The sequence below is a fragment of the Bacillus sp. GW823-FHT06A10 genome (assembly GCF_058795375.1).
The window spans coordinates 622,616-642,425 of record NZ_JBXAHT010000002.1 but is presented as its reverse complement, the minus strand read 5'-3'; the positions used below and the strand labels follow the sequence as shown (position 1 = coordinate 642,425).

Here is a 19,810-nt window from a genome sequence, read left to right as displayed (position 1 = left end):
TTGTTACGCCCTTTTTTGTTTTGATGGAATCATTGTATGAATACGGTCTACAACAGCATCTGTCGTTAAACCAATTTCTTCTAATAATTTTGTTACACTTCCGTGCTCTATGAAGCGGTCTGGAATACCCATTCGTTCAACTAATGCACTATGGTAACCATTTTCAGATGCAAATTCAACTACTCCTGTTCCAAAACCACCGATTAAACAAGCTTCTTCAATCGTTAAAATCGGTATATTCTTCCCTAGAAGATCATGTAAATATGCTTCATCCATTGGTTTAATAAAGCGAGCATTCACTACTTTCACTGAAACCCCAGCTTTTTCAAGACGCTCAGCTGCTTCCATTGCCATTGGTATTGTCGTACCAAACGTTAAAATAGCTGCTTGTGTACCCTCTTTTAACGTCTCCCACGTACCGATTGGAATCGCCTTTAATTCTTCATCCATATGAACGCCAAGTCCATTACCACGAGCATAACGCAATGCGATTGGTCCATCTTCATATTGCATCGCCGTATAAACTAAATGTTGCCCTTCATTTTCATCTTTCGGCATCATAAGCACCATATTCGGCAAGTGACGTAAGAATGAGATATCAAATACGCCTTGATGCGTTTCACCATCTGCTCCTACTAATCCCGAGCGATCTATTCCGATGAAAACATTTAAATTTTGGCGGCATATATCATGAACAACTTGGTCATATGCTCTTTGTAAAAATGTCGAATAAATTGCTAAGAATGGCTTCATTCCTTGCGTTGCCATACCTGCTGCCATTGTTGTAGCGTGCTGTTCTGCAATACCTACATCAATCATACGATCTGGGAATTCTTTTTGGAATTTCTCAAGTTTTGATCCAACAGGCATTGCAGGTGTAATTGCTACGATACGCTCATCCGCTCTCGCCAGCTTAAGTACTGTTTCACTAACGACAGCACTCCATGCTGGTGCAACTTCTTTTGGCTTAACGAAGTCACCTGATTCAATTTTATAAGGTCCTGTTCCATGCCAAGTTCCAATAACGTCACTCTCAGCCGGTTTATAACCTTTTCCTTTTTTCGTAATAACGTGAACAAGTACTGGGCCTTTTGTTTTCTTTGCATATTGCAACGTTTCGAATAACTTTTCATAATCATGCCCATCGACTGGACCTAAATATGTAAAGCCTAACTCTTCGAAAAAGACACCAGATACTAGTAAATATTTAAGACTATCTTTTATTTTCTCTGCTGTCGCAGCCACTTTCCCGCCAACTGCTGGGATTTTCTTTAATATATACTCTAATTCATCTTTTACCCAGTGATATTTTCCTGCGGTACGTAAACGACCGAGTACATTATGAAGCGCACCAACGTTTGGTGCAATTGACATTTCATTATCATTCAAAATAACAATCATGTCTGTTTTTTCATGTCCAATATGGTTCAATGCCTCTAAGGCCATTCCACCTGTTAAAGCACCATCTCCAATAATTGGTATAACATATTCTTTCGTTTTCTTTAAATCACGTGCCAGAGCCATTCCCATTGCAGCCGATAACGAAGTCGAGCTATGACCAGTTTCCCATACATCATGCTCACTCTCGCAACGTTTCGGGAAACCACATAGACCTTGATATTGCCTTAATGTACCAAACTCTTTCGCGCGTCCAGTTAAAATTTTATGTACATAGGATTGATGTCCTACATCCCATAAAAATTTATCTTGCGGGCTATCAAATAATTTGTGCAGAGCAATTGTGAGTTCTACTACACCTAAATTAGGTGCAATATGTCCACCTGTTTGAGAGAGCTCTTCAATTAAAAACTTACGAATATCCTCACTCAATCCCTCTAGTTCACTGATAGACATATCTTTCAAAAAACTAGGGTTTTGAATTTGCGTTAGATCCACATGGATCACTCACTTTCATTTCATAATCTGTCAACATGTCAAATATTATAAAAAACATTTACACAAAACAAGAAATTCTCTTTTCTACTTTTCGTCTTGTCCCGCTATTAACCAGTCTATTGCGCCTTAATCCTATTATAAACCATATTTCTTTAGGCGATGAAAAAAATAGCCGCTAACACGAAGTGATAACGGCAATGTAATCTACATATATTTTTGCCAATAACAAGAAAAGAAAAACCTTTTCCTACATTTATATCATAAAATGATGAATGACTCAACAAATGAAAACGCTGTTATATTAGTTATTACGTTTTGCAATCAAATCGCAAATAGATAGTAAATATTCATCTTGTAATTGCAAGGAGCTAATTGCACCTTTTGCTTCTGCAATTGTTTCTTCTAAAATATCCTTTGCTCTATCTACAGTAAACAACGTCGTATATGTGCTCTTTTCATTAGAAAGATCGCTACCAATCGGTTTTCCAATCTCTTCTTCGGTGCCTTCGACATCTAAAATATCGTCTCGAATTTGGAAAGCTAGACCGATATATTTAGCAAACGTAAGCAACTTTTCTTCTTGCTCTTCTGTCGCATCAGAAAGTATCGCACCCGCAAGTACAGCAAATTCAAGCAGTTTTCCGGTCTTATGTTTATGGATGTACTCCAATTCATCAATCGTAAGGCGTTTCCCTTCAGCTTCCATATCTGCCACTTGTCCGCCAACCATTCCTTCTGGTCCTGCTGCTTTTGCAAGTTCAAGTACAAGTCTTACTTTTTTTTCTGCAGAAATTTCTTTTTGCTCATATGCCATAATAACTTGAAAAGCATACGTCAATAAGCCATCTCCTGCTAAAACTGCCATCGCTTCACCAAATACTTTGTGATTTGTGGGCTTTCCTCTTCTTAAATCATCATCATCCATACAAGGTAAATCGTCATGAACTAACGAATATGTATGAATCATTTCAAGAGCACAAGCTGCACCTACTCCAAGATTTCTTTCTTTCCCAAACGCTTGTAATGTTGCAAACAAAAGTAACGGGCGGAGACGTTTTCCACCCGCTTCTAAAGAATATGCCATCGCTTCACGAAGTACATTTGGACATTGTAATTCATTTGCATAGCTTACAAGTTTCTCTTCTACGAAAGTTTTACTTTCCTTCAAAAAAGTATCAAAAGCAATCGTCACTATGCTTCATCTCCTAAAGCAGTAAACGGTTCAAGCTCTCCATCTTCCCCAAGAATAACTGCCATTTGTTCTTGTACATTCTTCAACTTCTCATCACAAAGCTTAGATAATTCCATACCCTCTTTAAAATAAGAAATCGCTTCTTCTAAAGGTACGTCACCTTGTTCTAGCTTAGAAACAAGATGCTCAAGTTGCGAAATTGCCTCTTCAAAGCTTAATTTATTTTCCATTATTCAATTCACGCTCCTCTATGCCTGATACGCTACAATCTAGTATTCCATCTTGTAATTGAACTGAAACAGCATCTCCAAGGCTTACATCTTTCACACTTTTTAACACTTGCTTCTCTTCATCATATACAAGCCCGTACCCTCTCATCATTACTTTAAGCGGACTTAACGCTTCAAGTTTTTGAGCAGCTCTTACAAAGGCAAATTCTTTCGTTTGAAGTAACGTTTGCATTTCACGTTGTAATTGCTTTTGCAACGTTTCAACAGCTACCTTCGTTTGAATAATTTTTTGAGATGGGTGGTGCTTCTCTAAATAAAATGAAAGTTGCTTTAACTGATTCACCTTTTTATCAATATAGCGCTCGTTCGCTAAAACAAGCTGTTCTAGCGCTCTATCTAATTGCTCTTCCTTTTGCTCATATACTTGTCTTGGATAACGGAACGCATACGATTTTTGCAACACTTGTAGTTTTTCTTCTTTTTTATGTACTAACTCTTTCATTGCTCTTTGCAATCTCAGAGTTCTTTGTAATACCTTTTCTTGTAACTCTATAATATTAGGTGCTGCTAGCTCAGCTGCTGCAGTCGGTGTTGGCGCGCGTAAATCTGCAACAAAATCTGCGATTGTAAAATCCGTTTCATGGCCTACTGCCGAAATAATAGGAATTTCACTCTTAAAGATTGCTCTTGCAACCATTTCCTCATTGAAAGCCCATAATTCCTCAATAGAACCTCCACCACGACCAACGATTAGTACATCTATCTCTCCCATTTCATTCGCTGTACGAATCGCTTGTACAATCGAGGGAGCCGCTGACTCCCCTTGTACAAGTACCGGAAATACAATAACATTCCCAATTGGATAACGACGTTTAATCGTTGTTATAATATCACGAATCGCTGCTCCTGTTGGCGACGTAATCACACCTATTGTTTTAGCGTAAGGAGGAATTGCTTTTTTATAAACTTGAGAAAAAAGTCCTTCTTCTTCTAAGCGAACTTTTAACTGTTCGTACGCTAAATGTAAATTTCCGACTCCGTCAGGCTGCATGTCTTGAATATAAATTTGATAAGAACCACTCGCCTCGTAAACAGAGATTTTCCCTTTCACGAGTACCTTCATCCCATTTTCAGGTTTGAATTTAATATTACGATTATGACCCGCAAACATAACCGCTGCAATTCTTGCATTTTCATCTTTCAATGTAAAATACATGTGGCCACGGCTATGATTTTTAAAGTTGGAAATTTCACCTTTTAACCAAACAGACTGCAAATGCGGATCATATTCTATTTTTGTTTTTATATAGCGTGTTAACGCTGTAACGGTTAAATATTGCTTCTCCATTTCTCTCTCCTCATAGCCGACTCAAATTATTTACAAACGACACCTGCACGTTTGGCAGATTCAACAGTATTATGAAGAAGCATTGTGATTGTCATTGGACCAACACCCTTTGGCACAGGTGTAATGTAACCCGCAACATCTAACACGTTGTCAAAGTCAACATCACCACAAAGTTTTCCTGTTTCTAAACGGTTAACACCAACGTCAATTACAACCGCTCCTTCTTTAATATAATCCGCTGTTATCATTCTAGGTCGTCCAACAGCTACGATTAAAATATCAGCTAACTTCGATAACTCTTTCATATTTTGCGTCTTAGAATGACAATATGTGACAGTTGCATTTTCATTTAAAAACAATTGCCCCACTGGTTTACCGACAATATTACTTCTTCCAATTACTACTACATGTTTTCCAGAAATATCAAGATTTGTTTCTTTTACTAATTCTACAATACCATGCGGTGTACATGGAAGGAATGTATCTTGTCCCGTCATCATACGTCCCACGCTGATTGGGTGAAATCCGTCTACATCCTTTTCTGGTGAAATTCTTTCAATGATAGCTTTTTCTTCAATATGTTTTGGTAAAGGTAATTGCACCAATATGCCATTAATACGGTCATCGCCATTTAAGCGATCGATTTCAGCAAGCAAACGTTCCTCAGTAATTGTTTCAGGAAGTTCAATTAGCTCTGAGTAAATCCCTACTTGTTCACAGCCTTTTTCTTTTCCTTTCACATAAGAACGAGATGCTGGATCTTCTCCAACTAAAATAACTGCTAATCCTGGTACAATACCTTGCTCTTTCAACTTCACAACTTCTTCTGTTAATTGTGCTCGTTTTTTCTCCGCAACTTCATTTCCTTTGATGATTACTGCTACCATTTTAAGATTCCCCCTTAAAGAATTTACAGTGTATCTTTTATATTAGATAAAACGCCGTTAATAAAACGACGAGATTCCTCATCCCCAAATGTTTTAGCAATTTCAATTGCTTCGTTAATTGTTACGTTGTGTGGAATTTCTTCCATGTATTTCATTTCATACACAGCTACACGTAAAATACTGCGATCAACAATGCTAATACGCTCAAGCTTCCACTTTTTTAAGTTTTGACGAATCGCTTCATCGATTGCTTCTTTATTTTCTACAAAACCTACTACAAGTGACTCTAGAAACTCATTTGTTTCTTCGCCTTCATCTAGCGTGTTTTCCACTGCTACTTTCGGTTCTAATTCACCTGTAATATCCATTTGGTATAATGCTTGCATTGCTCTTTCTCTAGCCGTCCTACGTTTCATTGTAACTCTCCTTTATGCTTCAAGTCTTTCCTTATACTTTGTTATATTATTATAATTTATAAGCCGTCAATTCACTTACTCTTACAGTTTTCATTGATTTTCCAACCTTATAATACAATGATAATAACACAATTTATCGTTTCACACACGGGTTACAAGGCTGAAAAATAATAAAAAGATTAACTTCAAGTTCCATATCTTATCACAATGTACGTTTTTTGGAAAAACGACACATTTTCTTGTTTATTTCTTATTTTTTGAAATAGTATAATAATTAGAGGGTTGTAATTTGTGAAGAAATGAAACGATAAAAAAGATGCCTATGTTACTAGGCACCTTTTCATTCTTACACTGGTTCGATTTCTGTTTTTTGTGTTTCGAATGTTACGCCAACGATGTGAACATTCACTTCTTTTGGCTCAAGTCCTGTCATCGTAAAGAGTGCTTGGCGAATATTGTCTTGAATCTTTTGTGCAACAACTGGAATTGCTACACCAAAATACATTACAACATAAAGGTCAACGATAATATCTTCGTTTGCTAATTCAACCTTTACACCTTTACCATGATTTTTCTTACCTAACTTCTCAACAACATCTGTAGCAAAATTACCGCGCATTGCCGCTACACCTTCTACTTCAGCAGCTGCAATACCTGCAATTACTTCAATTACTTCTGGTGCAATTTCTACTTTACCAAGAGTTGTATCTTGACCCATATCTAACATATGTTCAGCCATGAAAAAAACCTCCTTTAATGTATCACTGCGTCACAAGTTCATGCTCTTCCAAAAATTTCGTATTAAACTCACCTTTTACAAAATCAGGATGATCTAGCAATTGCAAATGGAACGGGATTGTTGTATGTACGCCTTCAATGACAAATTCACTAAGTGCGCGCTTCATTTTTGCAATTGCCTCTTCACGTGTTTTTCCGTGAACAATTAATTTAGCAACCATCGAATCATAGAAAGGTGGGATTGAATATCCCGGATATACAGCTGAATCGACGCGAATACCAAATCCTCCTGGTGGTAAGTACATTTCTACTTTACCTGGAGATGGCATAAATTTTTTGGCAGGGTTTTCCGCATTAATTCGACATTCAATTGCCCAACCATTAAATTGTACTTCTTCTTGCTGTAACGATAACTTTTCTCCTGAAGCAACAAGAATTTGTTCTTTAATTAAGTCCATTCCCGTTACCATTTCAGTAACCGGATGCTCAACCTGAATTCTCGTATTCATCTCCATGAAATAAAAGGTTTTCGTTTTATATTCATAAATAAACTCAACCGTACCAGCACCTGTATAATCAACCGCTACCGCCGCTTTAACTGCCGCTTCACCCATCTGCTTGCGAATATCTTCATCAAGTGCAGGTGATGGACTTTCTTCTAATAGTTTTTGCAAACGGCGCTGAATTGTACAATCACGCTCTCCTAAATGAATGGCATTTCCGTGTGTATCTGCCATTATTTGAATCTCAACATGGCGGAAATCTTCAACGTACTTTTCTAAGTATACACCAGGGTTCCCAAAAGCGGTACTAGCTTCTTGCTGTGTAATTTGAATTCCTTTTATAAGCTCTTCTTCATGACGTGCAACACGAATACCTTTTCCGCCGCCACCTGCAGTCGCTTTAATAATAACTGGATATCCAATTTGATTAGCAAGCTCAATCGCTTCTTCGGTATTTTTAATAATCCCTTGTGAACCTGGTACAATCGGAACCCCTGCTTCTTTCATTGTATCACGAGCAACGTCTTTTGTGCCCATCTTTGAAATAGCTTCTGGACTTGGACCAATAAAAATCAAGTTACATTCACGGCATAACTCTGCGAAATCTGCATTCTCTGCTAAAAATCCGTATCCCGGATGAATAGCATCGCAGCCTGTTAACTTCGCAACGCTAATAATGTTCGTCAAATTTAAATAGCTTTCTTTCGAAATCGTTGGTCCTACACAATACGCCTCGTCTGCAATCTGTACGTGAAGTGACTCTTTATCTGCTTCTGAATAAATTGCAACTGTTTCAATATCCATTTCTTTACAAGCACGAATAATTCGTACAGCAATTTCCCCACGATTGGCTATTAATACTTTTTTTATCATCACAAAGACTCCCTTATTACGCTTTTACAAGAAATAGCGGTTGTCCATACTCAACAAGCTGTCCGTTATTAACAAGAATTTCAACAATTTCGCCCTCTACATCAGCATCAATTTCGTTAAATAACTTCATAGCCTCGACAATACATACGATAGAATCTTTCGATACTCTATCCCCAACACTTACATATGGAGGTGTATCAGGTGAAGAAGAAGAATAGAATGTACCTACCATCGGTGATGTGATTTTATGTAGGTTTTCATCTTGAACAGTTTTATTTTCTTCTTGTTTTGGCGCTTCTGCTTGCGCTGCTGCTACTGTCGTTTCAACTTCAATAGGCGCTACTGGTTGCATAGCTTGTTTTGCTGCAGGTGCTTGCACAGCAACAACTTCATTACCACGCTTTTTCATTTTGATTGTTGTACCGTCTTTTTTGTATTCAAATTCATCAATATTAGAGCTATCAATTAATTTAATTAATTCACGAACTTCTTGAATTTTAAACATGTAAAATCCACTCCCATACTCTTGTTTGTCCCGTTTTTACAGATTCTCGTCACGAAAACTAGATTGACTGTAAAAATACGATGTATTCTATTAGAAAATATATTTCATTAACTAATAGAAATATTTACTATTTCCATCTTACGATAAATTTTTTAAACATTCCAATTTATATTTCTTTATAATAAATCGAAACTCCTGTAAAAATATTATTCCAATAAAAATTTAATACCTAGTAATAATACCAAGTTTCACATGAAATTGGCAAGACCACTTCTTAAAAAACATTCACTACTTTAGCAAAACGTTACACAGCAAACATGCCATTCCCTCTCCACTCTTCACTACACCTATAGTCAATAACATATTTTTACCAAATATTATTTTTTTGTTTACACGCCGTTCATCATTCCTTCATATAAGAATAGTATGTTCAAAGTGTAGAAAATATATTGTGTCGAGGTGTGGAAATATGATATGGCTCATTCTCTTTTTACCTGCTGTAATCGTTTGGGCATGTGTTCTTTGCATCCACGTCAAATCCGGAAAAAGTAATCATCAGTACCATGAACCATTAATCTTTTACTCGCAACGTGTTTCTCCATTCCGAGTTGAACATAGTAAAAATAACTACAAAGACGAAATAGAAAAAAGCTATCGAAAATGATAGCTTTTTTCTATTCACACATTTACTTACATACTCTATTTTACTATTTGCATACCCTTTGCTTAGTAAAAGATAATAATCCGCAGGGAAATCCCTGCGGATTAAAGTTTCACCTATTTCGCTGGTGGATCAAATTTCACACCTACATCTTTTGATCCGCCTTCACTTCTTACAAGTTGAATAATTTTATTTGCTTCTTTCTGTGAATGTTTTGCCGCTTTAACCGTTACTCTAATGTCAGTACCATCAGCTCTTACAAGAGCATCTGGATATCCTCCTTGAGATTTAATTACTGTCTCAAGTAATTCTTGCTTCGTTTCCATTGTCGTAATGGCATCAAAATTTTCTTTTGCTTTATTCTTTTCTGTTGCTGAAGCTTTTGTTGAACTCATCACTTCTTGTAATTTTGCTTTTTGTTCACTACGCTGATCTTCCATTTGCATACGTAAAGCTGTGAAATTCTCATCACTTGATTGAACTGATACATTGCCCTCTTTTTTACTTGTTTCTTTTTTTGCATTTTCTTTTTTGTCTGTTTCTTTATTTGTTGTTTCCTTGCTTGTATTTTCTTTTTTCGGAGTTTCTTTAGGCGCTTCGTTTGTTACTGCTTTATCAGTACCTTGTTTTTCTTGTCCAATCTTTTCACCTGTTGCCGGCGATGCTGTATTCATTTTGTCAGGAGTTGTCACGTAATACACAGATAGTACAACAACTAAACTTAACATCGTTAATAACCAAACTGTTTGTTTTTTTAACACTTTATTTCCTCCCTATCAATTTTTCGGTGAAACTGAAACGCGATGGGCCGGTACATCTAGCAGCCTTATCACAGCTTCTTTTACCATTGCTTTAACTTGTATATTATCCACTCCCTTTGCTACGACAAGAACACCACGTACTTTCGGCTTCTCTGTTCGTAAAACAACAGGAGTTTCTTTGTCCCCTTCACGTATAATGACAGTCTTTTCATCAAGAGACTCGTCCTCTACTTCTCTCTTACCGCCTGTTTTATCTGTTTCACCTGTTGTTTGTGAGCGTTTCACTGTATTTTTTTCTAAAATTTTTTCTTCAGATGAATCTAAATTCACTTTAATCGTTACGTCTTTTACTCCTGCTATTTCTTCTAAAGCAGTTTTTAATTCTTGTTCATACGCTTTTTCATATTTTTCTACATTTGACATACTATCATTACTTTTTTGTCCGAAAGTTGGTACGTCTTTTTCTTGATTTTGAGTTTTTTGTTCTTTAAATACAGGTACTTCTTCTTTTTTACTTGAAAAGAGACTACTAGAAAACATAAGCAAAATTCCAAGTATGAGTAGGACAAGTAAAAACTTAGGTGTTACCTTTTTACCCTTCTCGTTGCTTTCTTTTTGATCCCCATTCAATAAGTTTCGAAAAAATGAGAACTTCGAATTTTTATCTTTATTGTCCATTTACTCTACCTGTCCTCCCTTCCATTTGAACTTGGATTTGTTTACCCTCTAGTTGCCATCTGCTTGAAAAGAAATCTTTCATTTCTACATTCGTTTCTTCCACTTTTTTTGGAGGCTCTTTCGTGTTAATTTCAATTGGCTTTACTGTTTCGATTGCATCATTTTTACTACGTTCTTTTTCTTTCAACGTCACAACAACAGATTGAATATCTTTCGCTGACTTTACTTCTTCTGTATTTTCTGCTGCGACTATTTGTATTTCAGAGACAGTCATACCATACTTTTTCTCAAACTCTTTTCCTACTTCTTTTTTCATTTTGGTAGCCATCTCTTCTAAACTATATGCACGTGTTAGAGCTTGTATTTCTTTTTTCTTCGAATCTATTGAATTTTTTACAGATCCTTCTGCTACGTACTTTTCTTCATTAAAATTTGCAATTACTTCATTTACATCTGTCTGCAATAGTTTAAAAAGGGGCGTTAAAATTAATACGACTAACAAAAGACTTACAACGAATTTAACGTATTTTTGCAAATTCGAATTTGGAAGAATAAGATGAAGCATTGTTGCTAAGAGCAAAAAAACGATAATATTTCTGATCCACTCTGTAACAAATTGCATACTCTTCACCTCCTACCGCATCATAAGTGTAATATTCCCCGCAGCAATAATAATTGTAATACTTAAAAAGAACATAAATGATACGATAGCTAAGCAAGCAAATACGTAAATGATGCTTCGTCCAATAATGTCTAAACATTGAATAATTGCTCCGCCGCCAACCGGTTGCAATACTGCTGCTGCGAATTTATAAATAAATGCAATACAGAAAATTTGAATCGCTGGAAAAGCAACAATTAAGCATAAAATGACGAGCCCAATAATTCCGACTGTGTTTTTCAATAATCCTGATGCGCTAATAACAGTATCTGCCGCTTCTGTAAACATCCTTCCAACTACTGGAATGAAGTTTCCTGTTACAAATTTAGCAGTTTTCACAGCTATTCCATCAGCAACAGCTGTTGCTGTCCCTTGTACAGATAATACTCCTAAAAAAATTGTTAAAAAGACACCGATAATCCCTACGCTAACGTTTTGCAGAAGCTTGGATAATTTCGTCACTTTATATTGATCACTCATTGTACTTACAATACTTAATATCGTTGCCAGTAATAAAAGTGGTAGAACGATATAATTCATAAGAAGCCCACTCGTATTCATTAAGAAAATGATAACCGGATGAAAAAATGATACAGATACAACCCCGCCCCCAGTTGCTATAAGCGCCAGCAAAATTGGCAATAACGCTAATATGAAATCTACCATTGTTTGTATCGTTTCTCTTGCATATGTCATAACGACATAAAAACTATTTAAAGCAAAAATAATAAGTACCATATACACAACAGCATCAGCAATTTTACTTACGCTACTTTTTGAAAAAGCGGATTGCAGTGATTGCAACAATGCACTAAAGATTGTGAGCATAATAAGTGTGCCAAGCAGTTTTCCATTAGCAGCAAGCTCATGAAATAAATATTTTAATAACCCTATCATCCACTCTTTTAGAGAGAATTCTTTTTCTCCCTTTACAAACTCCATAAAGCTCCCTTTTTGACTCTCTGGCAAATAGCCTCCATATTTTGTAACAAGCCCGTCCCAAAATTGCTTCACATCTTCAATTCCGAGCTTATCCAATTGTTGATCAACGACGTTTGTTTCTACAGGAGAAGCTTGTACAACAACCGGTAAAGAAAAGAAAAGGAAGCAAGCAAATAGCAGCTTAGCTCCAAACCTCCTCAACATTCACTCCCCCTTATCCCGTCGGTAAAAATCCGAGAATAGTTTCAATTACAACCGTCAAAATAGGAATCGCCATAACGAGAATTAAGATTTTCCCAGCAAGTTCAATTTTCGAAGCGATGGCACCTTGACCAGCATCTTTTGTAATTTGGGCTCCAAACTCAGCAATATAAGCAATTCCAATAATCTTTAGTAACGTTTCCACGTAGACGTTACTAACTTTCGCTTCACTTGCTACTCTCTCAATCATTTGTAAAATAGAATGAATTTGATCGATTAAAATAAGAAACATCACGCTACCTACGAACACAATAAATAAAGATGTAATACTAGATTTATGCTGATTCAAAACAGCAGCTAAAAACGTAGCAACGAGGCCTAATCCGACAATTTGTATAATTTCGATTCGAACCGCCTCCTTTACTGGAAGAGAAAGACACTTTTAATCTTGTCAAATAGCGTGTTAATTAAAAATGCAACATGAAATAAAATGACGACAAAACCGACAAGGATAACCCAATTTGCAATATCCTCCCGCTTTAATTCTTTTAGTACAGTATGAATGAAAGCTAAAACAATGCCGATTCCGGCGATTTGAAATATTAATCCAACATCAATGGACATCGCCTTTCTCCCCCCTATAGCAGTAAAATTACAATAAGTAGCCCTGCTAGTACCCCTAAGCTCTTAATCATTTTTTCGTATTGCAGTTGTAGCGCTTTCGCTTCTCCTTCTTCTCTCTCCAAATGTGTAATACATAAGCGAATATGTTTTTGTTGTGATTCACGATCATGTTGCCCGAGCGTTTCACCAAATTGCTGCAGTATTTCATACTCAGTTTGTTGAAATGCGGTTAACTTCCAGTTCTCTTTCAAACTATCTATCCACGCTTCTCTTACTGTTTGTTCCCCGCTTTGTAGTCTTCTGGCGAAACTTTGAAATATCCAATTTAATGGCTTTGGCATTTGTTTAACTAATCGCTCGGCAGCCTCAGATAAAGGTGTGTGTCCATACATAATTTCTGCTTCTAATGATTGAAGTGCTGATTTTAATAATCTAAGTTGCCTCGGCCTCTCACTATATCTTTTAGCGTATGAAAACCCGAAAAAGGTGCTGACCGCAACGATTAACACTGCACCGAATATTTTCACCATACGCCCTCAGCCTTTCTACTTGATAGCACTGGTTTTCCATATTTATCTTTCACCTGCATAACCGTTCCTGGACCCCTCGCTTTTGACAACTCCACAAACCTATCAAATATACCAAGCTCTAGCACTGCCTTTAGCGATGGACGTCTCACAACATCCTCATAGGAAAATCCGTGTGCACTTATAAAAAGCTGAACACCTGCATGCACTGCCTCCATAATTGCTTCACTATCTTCTTTACGGCCAATTTCATCTACGATCAAAATATCAGGACTCATAGAACGAATCATCATCATCATTCCTTCTGCCTTTGGACACGCGTCTAACACATCGACTCGGGTACCAAAATCATATTGCGGGATCCCTTTCACACAGCCAGCAATTTCTGACCGTTCATCAACGATCCCCACTTTACAAGAAGGAATTTCCGAGGCACTTACTCCTTGACTCATGCAACGAGCTACATCTCTTAAAAGTGTCGTTTTTCCCGTTTGCGGAGGGCCAATTACCATCGTGTTTAACCATCTTTTTTCATACAAATATGGCAAAAGCGGTTCAGCAATCCCTATTTTTTGACGAGCAATACGAATATTAAAGGAAGAGACATCACGAATCATTTTCACTGCGCTTTTTTCTGTAATGACTTTTCCCGCTAATCCGATTCTATGCCCCCCGCGAAGTGTCACATACCCACGTTTTAATTCCTCTTCCATCGTATAAATTGAGAATTGACTTAACTTATTCAGTAAGTAAATAGCATCCTCTGCAGTAGTGATATAGTCATAAAAAAACACCTTTCCGTGTGCAATACACTCTAGCGGTCTTCCAATTCGAACACGAATTTCCTCTAAAGCATCGTATTGCTTACATTCTTCAATTAAATACTTCATCGTTTTTGGTAAAACTTCTAATACCTCTTTCATCGGCTTCTCCCCACTATACTCGACTTACTATTTCAGTAATGCGATAAAAATACAGCAAATTCCAAGCGCTAGAAAAAAGAGCTTCAAGAAAGAAATTTCACTTGCTACACTCGCTATCCCAATTGTCATTGTTAAAATTAATACGGTAGGTCCAACAAACGCTAACATACCATTTATAAACAACGCTTTCTTCGCATCATTCACATAAAGCATAAGCAAAGCAGCAAATATCTCCGCACTACCTGAAAATAATCGAAGTGCTCCCATAACAAGCACGGATGTTTCCATTGCCGCTAGCCACTGTTTCATTCTTCCACCTTCTCCCGTAACAGTTACTAACTTCGTATTCTTAAAAAGAATATATTTGTACAACCATATGCAGAGGTTGTCTATTTCAGAAGTAAAAACATAATTTTTCTCTAAAGCCCGAATTAGAATCTGAATATTCATATTACTTTATGGTATATTATGGTATATTTAGTTTAAAAGGGGTATAAACCATGCAGCACGTTACTTTATTACCACTCGATTTACGCTATACAAATGTGATTTTCGAGCTATCAAGTGATCCACATATAAAAAATGCATTAGGGATAACGGTAGAAAACATCGAAGACACAAAAGCATTTCTTCTTTTCGCAATAGAAGAAGAACATCAAAAGAAATCCTTATCGAGAATGATTGTGAATGAAGAGAATGAAATAATTGGCCTCACCACACTTAAACATATTAATGATGAGAAGAAGCAATCTCACATTGGTAGTTGGCTCGGCTATCCGTACTGGGGAAAAGGCTATAACGAGGCTGCTAAAAAAGAAATCTTTAAAATCGCCTTTTTAGACTTACAACTTTCCTACGTATTTGCTGGTGCTAAAACGAATAATACCCGCTCGTTAAAAGCACAAGAAAAACTACCTTATATTTCATTGCATGTGGAAAACAAGTTTCCAGACGAACACGCTGCACTAGAGAAAGAAGTAAAGTCAACTTGCTCTTTGCATGTCGTGTCACGTGAAAATTTTTTAAACTGGTTGAGATTACAGAATGAGGGGGAAAAATATGAAGAAATTGAAAATTAGTTTAACCGTTGTAGTAGAATTAGCTCTTATTTATCTTTTTTCCTTATTGGTCGGTTGGTCATTTATAGAGACATTTTTCCTTGGTAGTTTAGGGATATTCGGTACAATTTGGCTCATTGCTTTAAATATAAACCAAAATGCCAATATTGATCACACTATATATAAAACAGGTGAAGTAAAACCTTTTCGTATGACATGGAGCCCTTACACAGTAGGTGCTGCTAGTCTTACAGCTTTCAGTTTTATTGTAACAGCTATTTACTATATACCCTATTTCCTATAAAAAAAGCACTCGTGAATTATCACGAGTGCTTTTCTACTATGCACGAGAAACGTATTTACCTTCACCAGTGTTGATGATAAGCATTTCGCCTTCGTTAATGAAGATTGGTACCTGTACAACAAGACCAGTTTCTAATGTAGCTGGTTTTGTTACGTTAGAAGCAGTATCACCTTTAATACCAGGCTCTGTTTCTGTAACTTGTAATTCAACTGTGTTTGGAAGTTCAACACCAAGTACTTCGCCTTGGTAAGTCATGATTGCTACTTCCATGTTTTCTTTTAGGAATTTAAGCTCGCGCTCGATTTGTTTTTCACCAAGCTCGATTTGCTCATAAGTTCCGTTATCCATAAATACGTGAGCCTCACCACTTGCGTATAAGTATTGCATACGACGGTTTTCGATGTGTGCTTTTTCTACTTTCTCACCTGCACGGAATGTTTTCTCCTGAACAGATCCTGTGCGAATGTTACGTAGTTTAGAACGAACAAATGCAGCACCTTTACCTGGCTTTACGTGTTGGAAATCAAGTACTTGCCAAAGGGCATTGTCCACTGAAATTGTTAAACCTGTACGAAAATCGTTTACTGAAATCATGTAAAAAAATCCTCCTGTGTATTACAAAATAATAAGTTCTTTTGGTGATTTCGTAATTACTTCATTACCTTCACTTGTCACAATGATATCATCTTCAATACGTACGCCGCCAATACCTGGAATATAAATACCTGGTTCTACTGTTACAGCCATACCGGGTTCAAGTACTGTATCAGAACGGAACGCTAAACCTGGCGCTTCATGGATTTCAAGACCTATTCCATGACCAGTAGAGTGTCCAAAGTATTCACCATATCCTTTTTCCGTTATGTAATCACGCGTTAGCGCATCAGCCTCGCGACCTGTTAAACCAGCTTTAATACCGTTCACACCACGTAGTTGTGCTTCTAAAACGATATTATAAATTTCTTTTAATTTATCAGATGGTTCACCGACTGCAATCGTACGAGTAATATCAGAGCAATACCCTTTGTAATAAGCGCCGAAGTCTAATGTAACGAAATCTCCTGTTTCTATCACTTTTTCAGATGCCACGCCGTGCGGTAATGCCGAACGAAGACCTGAAGCAACGATAATATCAAACGAAGAAGATGTTGCTCCTTGTTTTCTCATGAAAAATTCAAGTTCATTTGACACTTCAATTTCAGATACTCCCGGGCGAATGAATGATAGAATATGCTCAAAGGCAGCATCTGCAATCTGTGCAGCTTCCTTTAATATCTTAATCTCTGAATCAGTCTTTATCAAGCGTAACTTTTCTACAAGTCCAGAAGTTGGGATAAATTCAGCATCAATCGCTTCCTTATGCGCTGAATAAGAACTATATGTAAGAGTATCTTGCTCAAAACCAAGCTTTTGAATTCCAAGCTCTTTCACTTGCTTTGCCACTTCATCAATGATTAATCCTGCGTGCTGTACAATCTCATATCCAACCGCTTGTTTACTTGCCTGCTCGACGTAACGGAAATCTGTAATAAATTGAGCACGATCTTTTGAAATAAGAACTACACCTGCTGTTCCTGTGAAGTTAGCCATATATCTACGACTATGTTCATTTGTTAACAAAATACCGTCAATGCCAGCCTCACCAAATGCACTTCGTAATCTTTCAATTTTCTCCATTACTTTATGCCTCCCTCAATTTCTCCATTAATGCAAATAACGCTAACTTATAGCCATAAAAACCAAATCCAACAATTTGTCCTGCACAAACAGCTGCCGTCACAGATTCGTGACGAAACGATTCACGCTGATGAATGTTAGAAATATGTACTTCAATAACAGGAATCGAAATGCTCGCAATGGCATCACGAATCGCATAGCTATAATGCGTAAATGCTCCCGGATTTAAAATGATCCCTTCATATATATCTTCCGCTTCATGAATAATGTCGATAATGGCACCTTCATGATTCGATTGGAAACATTCTAACTCCACTCCCATTGTTTCCGCTTCTTGCTTCATATCTGCTTCAAGTGTCGCTAGCGTGCCCTTTCCATATACATTTACCTCACGAACACCGAGGCGATTTAGGTTAGGCCCGTTTACGAGGAGTAACTTTTTCATATTCTTAAAACTCCTTAATATTAAATATCTATACAATATTTTAACATAGGAGTTACTTATTTGAATAGTTCGTCTTCTCTCGCCCTTCTTGTTCTACTTTATTGCTATTTACTGCGTAAGAAACAGAATATGCTATAAACACACCATACAATATAAAAATACATATTGTCGTTACAATTGTCTCTTTTGGTAAATGGAGCGCACTTTTAATAACAGGAGCCATTAAACCCATCCCCAAAAACAGTAATGCCCACCAAAATAATCCATAAATAATTCCCGCAATAATCCCCTCAAACTTCGCAAAAAATGCTTTATACAAAAAGGCAATCAAAATTGAAAGAAGTCCCATACAAACTATTCCTGACACATTCCCCCATACACCTTCTTTCCAACTTCCAAACGCAAATGGTAAAAGGAAATAATTCGGTCCCGCCTCCGTGAATGAAAATATGTGAAGGAAATACCATATCCCGCCCCAAAAGATTCCACCAAACAAACCGATTTGTACAAAATTCCTTGTTCCTAATTGTTCTTGACTCACATCGACACCTCCGCTCAATAGTATGCCCGAAACTATTTTGAAGCATGTTTAAATCCTGCGAAATTTGTCTATAAAAAGAATAAGAAATGTCCGACTCTCATAACATTTTCCCTTGTCATCTACTTGTATTTGCCGATAAAATAAAGGAAACTCGGTGATTGTCTTATTTCAAAACGACAGAACCCAGTATGACAATTGCCTCTTTTTCTACATAAGAGAGAAACAAATACAGGTTGGTGTTAACATGGCAGAAGAGTCAAAACAAATATATGGCGGGCAAGCGGTCATTGAAGGAGTTATGTTTGGCGGTAGAGAATATACTGTTACAGCGGTTCGTCGTAAAGATAAATCGATTGAATTTTATCGATTACCACGCGTTCGTAATAAAGTATTATCTATCCTAAAAAAAATTCCATTTTTACGAGGTATTGCCGCTATTGTGGATGCAAGTGCGAATGGAGCAAAGCATTTAAACTTCGCTTCAGAACGATTTGACGTCCACCCAGAAGATGATGAACAAATTGCAAATAAAAAAGAAGAACAATCAAAATTAACGATGGTATTAGGAGTTGCAGCTGTTGGCGTTTTATCTTTCATATTCGGTAAAGTCATCTTCACAGCAGTTCCTGCACTATTAGCTGAATTAACGAGACCGATTTTCCCATCTCATACTGGGCAAATCATTGTCGAAAGTGTCATTAAGCTCATGCTATTATTGAGCTATATATACTTTATTTCTTTAACCCCACTTATTAAGCGGGTATTTCAGTATCACGGTGCAGAGCATAAGGTAATCAATGCTTATGAGAATAACCTTCCTCTGACTGTAGAAAACGTTCAAAAGCAAACTCGCCTCCATTATAGATGCGGCAGTAGCTTTATTATATTTACAGTCATTATTGGAATGTTCGTTTATTTCCTAGTCCCTACAGATCCTCTTTGGGCACGAGTTATAAACCGAATTTTATTAATTCCAGTAGTACTTGGTATTTCTTTTGAAGTATTGCAATTTACAAATCGATTAAGAGATATTCCCGTATTACGCGTACTTGGGTATCCTGGGTTATGGCTACAACTATTAACAACGAAAGAACCAACAGATGACCAAGTGGAAGTAGCAATTGCATCGTTTGAAGAATTATTACGTTTAGAGAACAAACAATAATTATTTAAAAATGGTGTTCAACTCCTTTCCTCATCGTTAATATACTAATTTTAA

At 36.9% G+C, this 19,810-nt stretch carries 26 protein-coding genes; 4 read left to right on the top strand and 22 right to left on the bottom strand.

From position 1 onward, the window contains the following. Positions 1-3: 3 nt before the first annotated feature. From dxs to accB, 9 genes are all read right to left on the bottom strand, one after another. Positions 4-1,896, bottom strand: coding sequence for a 1-deoxy-D-xylulose-5-phosphate synthase (gene dxs / locus AC1Q8M_RS18190; RefSeq protein ID WP_000366452.1), 1,893 nt, complete (start codon positions 1,894-1,896; stop codon positions 4-6). A gap of 301 nt (positions 1,897-2,197) precedes the next feature. Further along, entirely contained in the window at positions 2,198-3,088 is an 891-nt protein-coding gene (ispA, locus tag AC1Q8M_RS18185; protein WP_000150374.1) for a (2E,6E)-farnesyl diphosphate synthase, read from the bottom strand. Beyond that, the gene (gene xseB, locus AC1Q8M_RS18180; protein ID WP_000428423.1) at positions 3,088-3,318 is read right to left on the bottom strand and encodes an exodeoxyribonuclease VII small subunit; all 231 of its coding nucleotides are present in this window, start codon (positions 3,316-3,318) and stop codon (positions 3,088-3,090) included. Before xseB ends, ispA begins: the two co-directional genes overlap by 1 nt. Continuing rightward, positions 3,308-4,666 (bottom strand): exodeoxyribonuclease VII large subunit, encoded by a 1,359-nt coding sequence (gene xseA, locus AC1Q8M_RS18175; RefSeq protein ID WP_098360870.1) that lies wholly within the window; start codon positions 4,664-4,666, stop codon positions 3,308-3,310. Before xseA ends, xseB begins: the two co-directional genes overlap by 11 nt. Positions 4,667-4,692: 26 nt before the next feature. Then, complete coding sequence (gene folD, locus AC1Q8M_RS18170; protein ID WP_098360869.1) at positions 4,693-5,553, bottom strand: bifunctional methylenetetrahydrofolate dehydrogenase/methenyltetrahydrofolate cyclohydrolase FolD; 861 nt, start codon at positions 5,551-5,553, stop codon at positions 4,693-4,695. 23 nt (positions 5,554-5,576) lie between these two features. Further along, positions 5,577-5,969, bottom strand: a complete 393-nt coding sequence (nusB, locus tag AC1Q8M_RS18165; protein WP_000830247.1) for a N utilization substance protein NusB — start codon at positions 5,967-5,969, stop codon at positions 5,577-5,579. 346 nt (positions 5,970-6,315) lie between these two features. Then, a complete protein-coding gene (locus AC1Q8M_RS18160; RefSeq protein WP_000807630.1) occupies positions 6,316-6,708 on the bottom strand; it encodes an Asp23/Gls24 family envelope stress response protein in 393 nt (130 codons plus the stop codon). A gap of 22 nt (positions 6,709-6,730) precedes the next feature. After that, the gene (gene accC / locus AC1Q8M_RS18155) at positions 6,731-8,083 is read right to left on the bottom strand and encodes an acetyl-CoA carboxylase biotin carboxylase subunit (protein ID WP_000592870.1); all 1,353 of its coding nucleotides are present in this window, start codon (positions 8,081-8,083) and stop codon (positions 6,731-6,733) included. 16 nt (positions 8,084-8,099) lie between these two features. Beyond that, positions 8,100-8,588, bottom strand: a complete 489-nt coding sequence (gene accB, locus AC1Q8M_RS18150) for an acetyl-CoA carboxylase biotin carboxyl carrier protein (RefSeq protein ID WP_098360868.1) — start codon at positions 8,586-8,588, stop codon at positions 8,100-8,102. A gap of 469 nt (positions 8,589-9,057) precedes the next feature. Between accB and AC1Q8M_RS18145 the strand changes: the two genes are divergently transcribed. Beyond that, positions 9,058-9,252, top strand: coding sequence for a hypothetical protein (locus AC1Q8M_RS18145; protein WP_002000935.1), 195 nt, complete (start codon positions 9,058-9,060; stop codon positions 9,250-9,252). A gap of 113 nt (positions 9,253-9,365) precedes the next feature. Here the strand turns inward: AC1Q8M_RS18145 and AC1Q8M_RS18140 are convergent, their stop codons facing one another. The 9 genes from AC1Q8M_RS18140 to AC1Q8M_RS18100 are packed head-to-tail and all read right to left on the bottom strand — an operon-like array spanning position 9,366 to position 14,875. Further along, entirely contained in the window at positions 9,366-10,010 is a 645-nt protein-coding gene (locus AC1Q8M_RS18140) for a SpoIIIAH-like family protein (RefSeq protein ID WP_000914710.1), read from the bottom strand. Positions 10,011-10,025: 15 nt separating this feature from the next. Continuing rightward, positions 10,026-10,688: a stage III sporulation protein AG gene (gene spoIIIAG, locus AC1Q8M_RS18135; protein ID WP_000368890.1), complete on the bottom strand. Its 663-nt coding sequence runs from the start codon at positions 10,686-10,688 to the stop codon at positions 10,026-10,028. After that, positions 10,678-11,310 (bottom strand): stage III sporulation protein AF, encoded by a 633-nt coding sequence (spoIIIAF, locus tag AC1Q8M_RS18130; protein WP_001161037.1) that lies wholly within the window; start codon positions 11,308-11,310, stop codon positions 10,678-10,680. Before spoIIIAF ends, spoIIIAG begins: the two co-directional genes overlap by 11 nt. 12 nt (positions 11,311-11,322) lie before the next feature. After that, on the bottom strand, positions 11,323-12,495 hold the full coding sequence (gene spoIIIAE, locus AC1Q8M_RS18125) for a stage III sporulation protein AE (protein ID WP_000946113.1): 1,173 nt from the start codon (positions 12,493-12,495) through the stop codon (positions 11,323-11,325). Positions 12,496-12,505: 10 nt separating this feature from the next. Beyond that, complete coding sequence (gene spoIIIAD / locus AC1Q8M_RS18120) at positions 12,506-12,889, bottom strand: stage III sporulation protein AD (protein ID WP_077393170.1); 384 nt, start codon at positions 12,887-12,889, stop codon at positions 12,506-12,508. A 23-nt stretch (positions 12,890-12,912) separates the two neighbouring features. Then, positions 12,913-13,116, bottom strand: a complete 204-nt coding sequence (gene spoIIIAC / locus AC1Q8M_RS18115) for a stage III sporulation protein AC (protein ID WP_000020914.1) — start codon at positions 13,114-13,116, stop codon at positions 12,913-12,915. A 14-nt stretch (positions 13,117-13,130) separates the two neighbouring features. After that, complete coding sequence (gene spoIIIAB, locus AC1Q8M_RS18110) at positions 13,131-13,646, bottom strand: stage III sporulation protein SpoIIIAB (RefSeq protein WP_000238703.1); 516 nt, start codon at positions 13,644-13,646, stop codon at positions 13,131-13,133. Next, the gene (gene spoIIIAA / locus AC1Q8M_RS18105; protein WP_000665907.1) at positions 13,640-14,566 is read right to left on the bottom strand and encodes a stage III sporulation protein AA; all 927 of its coding nucleotides are present in this window, start codon (positions 14,564-14,566) and stop codon (positions 13,640-13,642) included. Before spoIIIAA ends, spoIIIAB begins: the two co-directional genes overlap by 7 nt. A 27-nt stretch (positions 14,567-14,593) precedes the next feature. Further along, the gene (locus tag AC1Q8M_RS18100; RefSeq protein ID WP_000816050.1) at positions 14,594-14,875 is read right to left on the bottom strand and encodes a YqhV family protein; all 282 of its coding nucleotides are present in this window, start codon (positions 14,873-14,875) and stop codon (positions 14,594-14,596) included. A 191-nt stretch (positions 14,876-15,066) separates the two neighbouring features. On the opposite strand from AC1Q8M_RS18100, the gene AC1Q8M_RS18095 reads away from it, so the two are divergent. Beyond that, positions 15,067-15,645 (top strand): GNAT family N-acetyltransferase, encoded by a 579-nt coding sequence (locus tag AC1Q8M_RS18095; RefSeq protein ID WP_016512323.1) that lies wholly within the window; start codon positions 15,067-15,069, stop codon positions 15,643-15,645. After that, positions 15,626-15,928, top strand: coding sequence for a hypothetical protein (locus AC1Q8M_RS18090; RefSeq protein WP_016512322.1), 303 nt, complete (start codon positions 15,626-15,628; stop codon positions 15,926-15,928). The genes AC1Q8M_RS18095 and AC1Q8M_RS18090 overlap by 20 nt, the downstream gene beginning before the upstream one ends. Positions 15,929-15,964: 36 nt before the next feature. On the opposite strand, the gene efp is transcribed toward AC1Q8M_RS18090, so the two are convergent. The 4 genes from efp to AC1Q8M_RS18070 are packed head-to-tail and all read right to left on the bottom strand — an operon-like array spanning position 15,965 to position 18,591. Next, entirely contained in the window at positions 15,965-16,522 is a 558-nt protein-coding gene (gene efp / locus AC1Q8M_RS18085) for an elongation factor P (protein WP_000626513.1), read from the bottom strand. Between the two features lie 21 nt (positions 16,523-16,543). Further along, entirely contained in the window at positions 16,544-17,605 is a 1,062-nt protein-coding gene (gene pepQ / locus AC1Q8M_RS18080) for a Xaa-Pro dipeptidase (protein WP_000411057.1), read from the bottom strand. A 4-nt stretch (positions 17,606-17,609) separates the two neighbouring features. Continuing rightward, positions 17,610-18,050 carry a type II 3-dehydroquinate dehydratase gene (aroQ, locus tag AC1Q8M_RS18075; RefSeq protein WP_000735140.1) on the bottom strand — a complete coding sequence of 147 codons (441 nt, stop codon included), beginning with the start codon at positions 18,048-18,050 and terminating at the stop codon, positions 17,610-17,612. A 52-nt stretch (positions 18,051-18,102) separates the two neighbouring features. After that, the gene (locus AC1Q8M_RS18070) at positions 18,103-18,591 is read right to left on the bottom strand and encodes a YqhR family membrane protein (protein ID WP_000076886.1); all 489 of its coding nucleotides are present in this window, start codon (positions 18,589-18,591) and stop codon (positions 18,103-18,105) included. 244 nt (positions 18,592-18,835) lie between these two features. Here AC1Q8M_RS18070 and AC1Q8M_RS18065 point away from each other — a divergent pair, with 244 nt between their 5' ends. Then, positions 18,836-19,756 carry a DUF1385 domain-containing protein gene (locus AC1Q8M_RS18065; protein ID WP_000807120.1) on the top strand — a complete coding sequence of 307 codons (921 nt, stop codon included), beginning with the start codon at positions 18,836-18,838 and terminating at the stop codon, positions 19,754-19,756. Positions 19,757-19,810 lie beyond the last annotated feature (54 nt).

Excerpts from the sequence above, each read along its gene's own strand:
- xseB (WP_000428423.1), bottom strand. The coding sequence starts at position 3,318 with ATGGAAAATAAATTAAGCTTTGAAGAGGCAATTTCGCAACTTGAGCAT.
- xseA (WP_098360870.1), bottom strand. The coding sequence starts at position 4,666 with ATGGAGAAGCAATATTTAACCGTTACAGCGTTAACACGCTATATAAAA.
- folD (WP_098360869.1), bottom strand. The coding sequence starts at position 5,553 with ATGGTAGCAGTAATCATCAAAGGAAATGAAGTTGCGGAGAAAAAACGA.
- nusB (WP_000830247.1), bottom strand. The coding sequence starts at position 5,969 with ATGAAACGTAGGACGGCTAGAGAAAGAGCAATGCAAGCATTATACCAA.
- AC1Q8M_RS18160 (WP_000807630.1), bottom strand. The coding sequence starts at position 6,708 with ATGGCTGAACATATGTTAGATATGGGTCAAGATACAACTCTTGGTAAA.
- accC (WP_000592870.1), bottom strand. The coding sequence starts at position 8,083 with ATGATAAAAAAAGTATTAATAGCCAATCGTGGGGAAATTGCTGTACGA.
- accB (WP_098360868.1), bottom strand. The coding sequence starts at position 8,588 with ATGTTTAAAATTCAAGAAGTTCGTGAATTAATTAAATTAATTGATAGC.
- AC1Q8M_RS18145 (WP_002000935.1), top strand. The coding sequence starts at position 9,058 with ATGATATGGCTCATTCTCTTTTTACCTGCTGTAATCGTTTGGGCATGT.
- spoIIIAG (WP_000368890.1), bottom strand. The coding sequence starts at position 10,688 with ATGGACAATAAAGATAAAAATTCGAAGTTCTCATTTTTTCGAAACTTA.
- spoIIIAF (WP_001161037.1), bottom strand. The coding sequence starts at position 11,310 with ATGCAATTTGTTACAGAGTGGATCAGAAATATTATCGTTTTTTTGCTC.
- spoIIIAE (WP_000946113.1), bottom strand. The coding sequence starts at position 12,495 with ATGTTGAGGAGGTTTGGAGCTAAGCTGCTATTTGCTTGCTTCCTTTTC.
- spoIIIAC (WP_000020914.1), bottom strand. The coding sequence starts at position 13,116 with ATGTCCATTGATGTTGGATTAATATTTCAAATCGCCGGAATCGGCATT.
- spoIIIAB (WP_000238703.1), bottom strand. The coding sequence starts at position 13,646 with ATGGTGAAAATATTCGGTGCAGTGTTAATCGTTGCGGTCAGCACCTTT.
- spoIIIAA (WP_000665907.1), bottom strand. The coding sequence starts at position 14,566 with ATGAAAGAGGTATTAGAAGTTTTACCAAAAACGATGAAGTATTTAATT.
- AC1Q8M_RS18100 (WP_000816050.1), bottom strand. The coding sequence starts at position 14,875 with ATGAAACAGTGGCTAGCGGCAATGGAAACATCCGTGCTTGTTATGGGA.
- AC1Q8M_RS18095 (WP_016512323.1), top strand. The coding sequence starts at position 15,067 with ATGCAGCACGTTACTTTATTACCACTCGATTTACGCTATACAAATGTG.
- AC1Q8M_RS18090 (WP_016512322.1), top strand. The coding sequence starts at position 15,626 with ATGAAGAAATTGAAAATTAGTTTAACCGTTGTAGTAGAATTAGCTCTT.
- efp (WP_000626513.1), bottom strand. The coding sequence starts at position 16,522 with ATGATTTCAGTAAACGATTTTCGTACAGGTTTAACAATTTCAGTGGAC.
- pepQ (WP_000411057.1), bottom strand. The coding sequence starts at position 17,605 with ATGGAGAAAATTGAAAGATTACGAAGTGCATTTGGTGAGGCTGGCATT.
- aroQ (WP_000735140.1), bottom strand. The coding sequence starts at position 18,050 with ATGAAAAAGTTACTCCTCGTAAACGGGCCTAACCTAAATCGCCTCGGT.
- AC1Q8M_RS18065 (WP_000807120.1), top strand. The coding sequence starts at position 18,836 with ATGGCAGAAGAGTCAAAACAAATATATGGCGGGCAAGCGGTCATTGAA.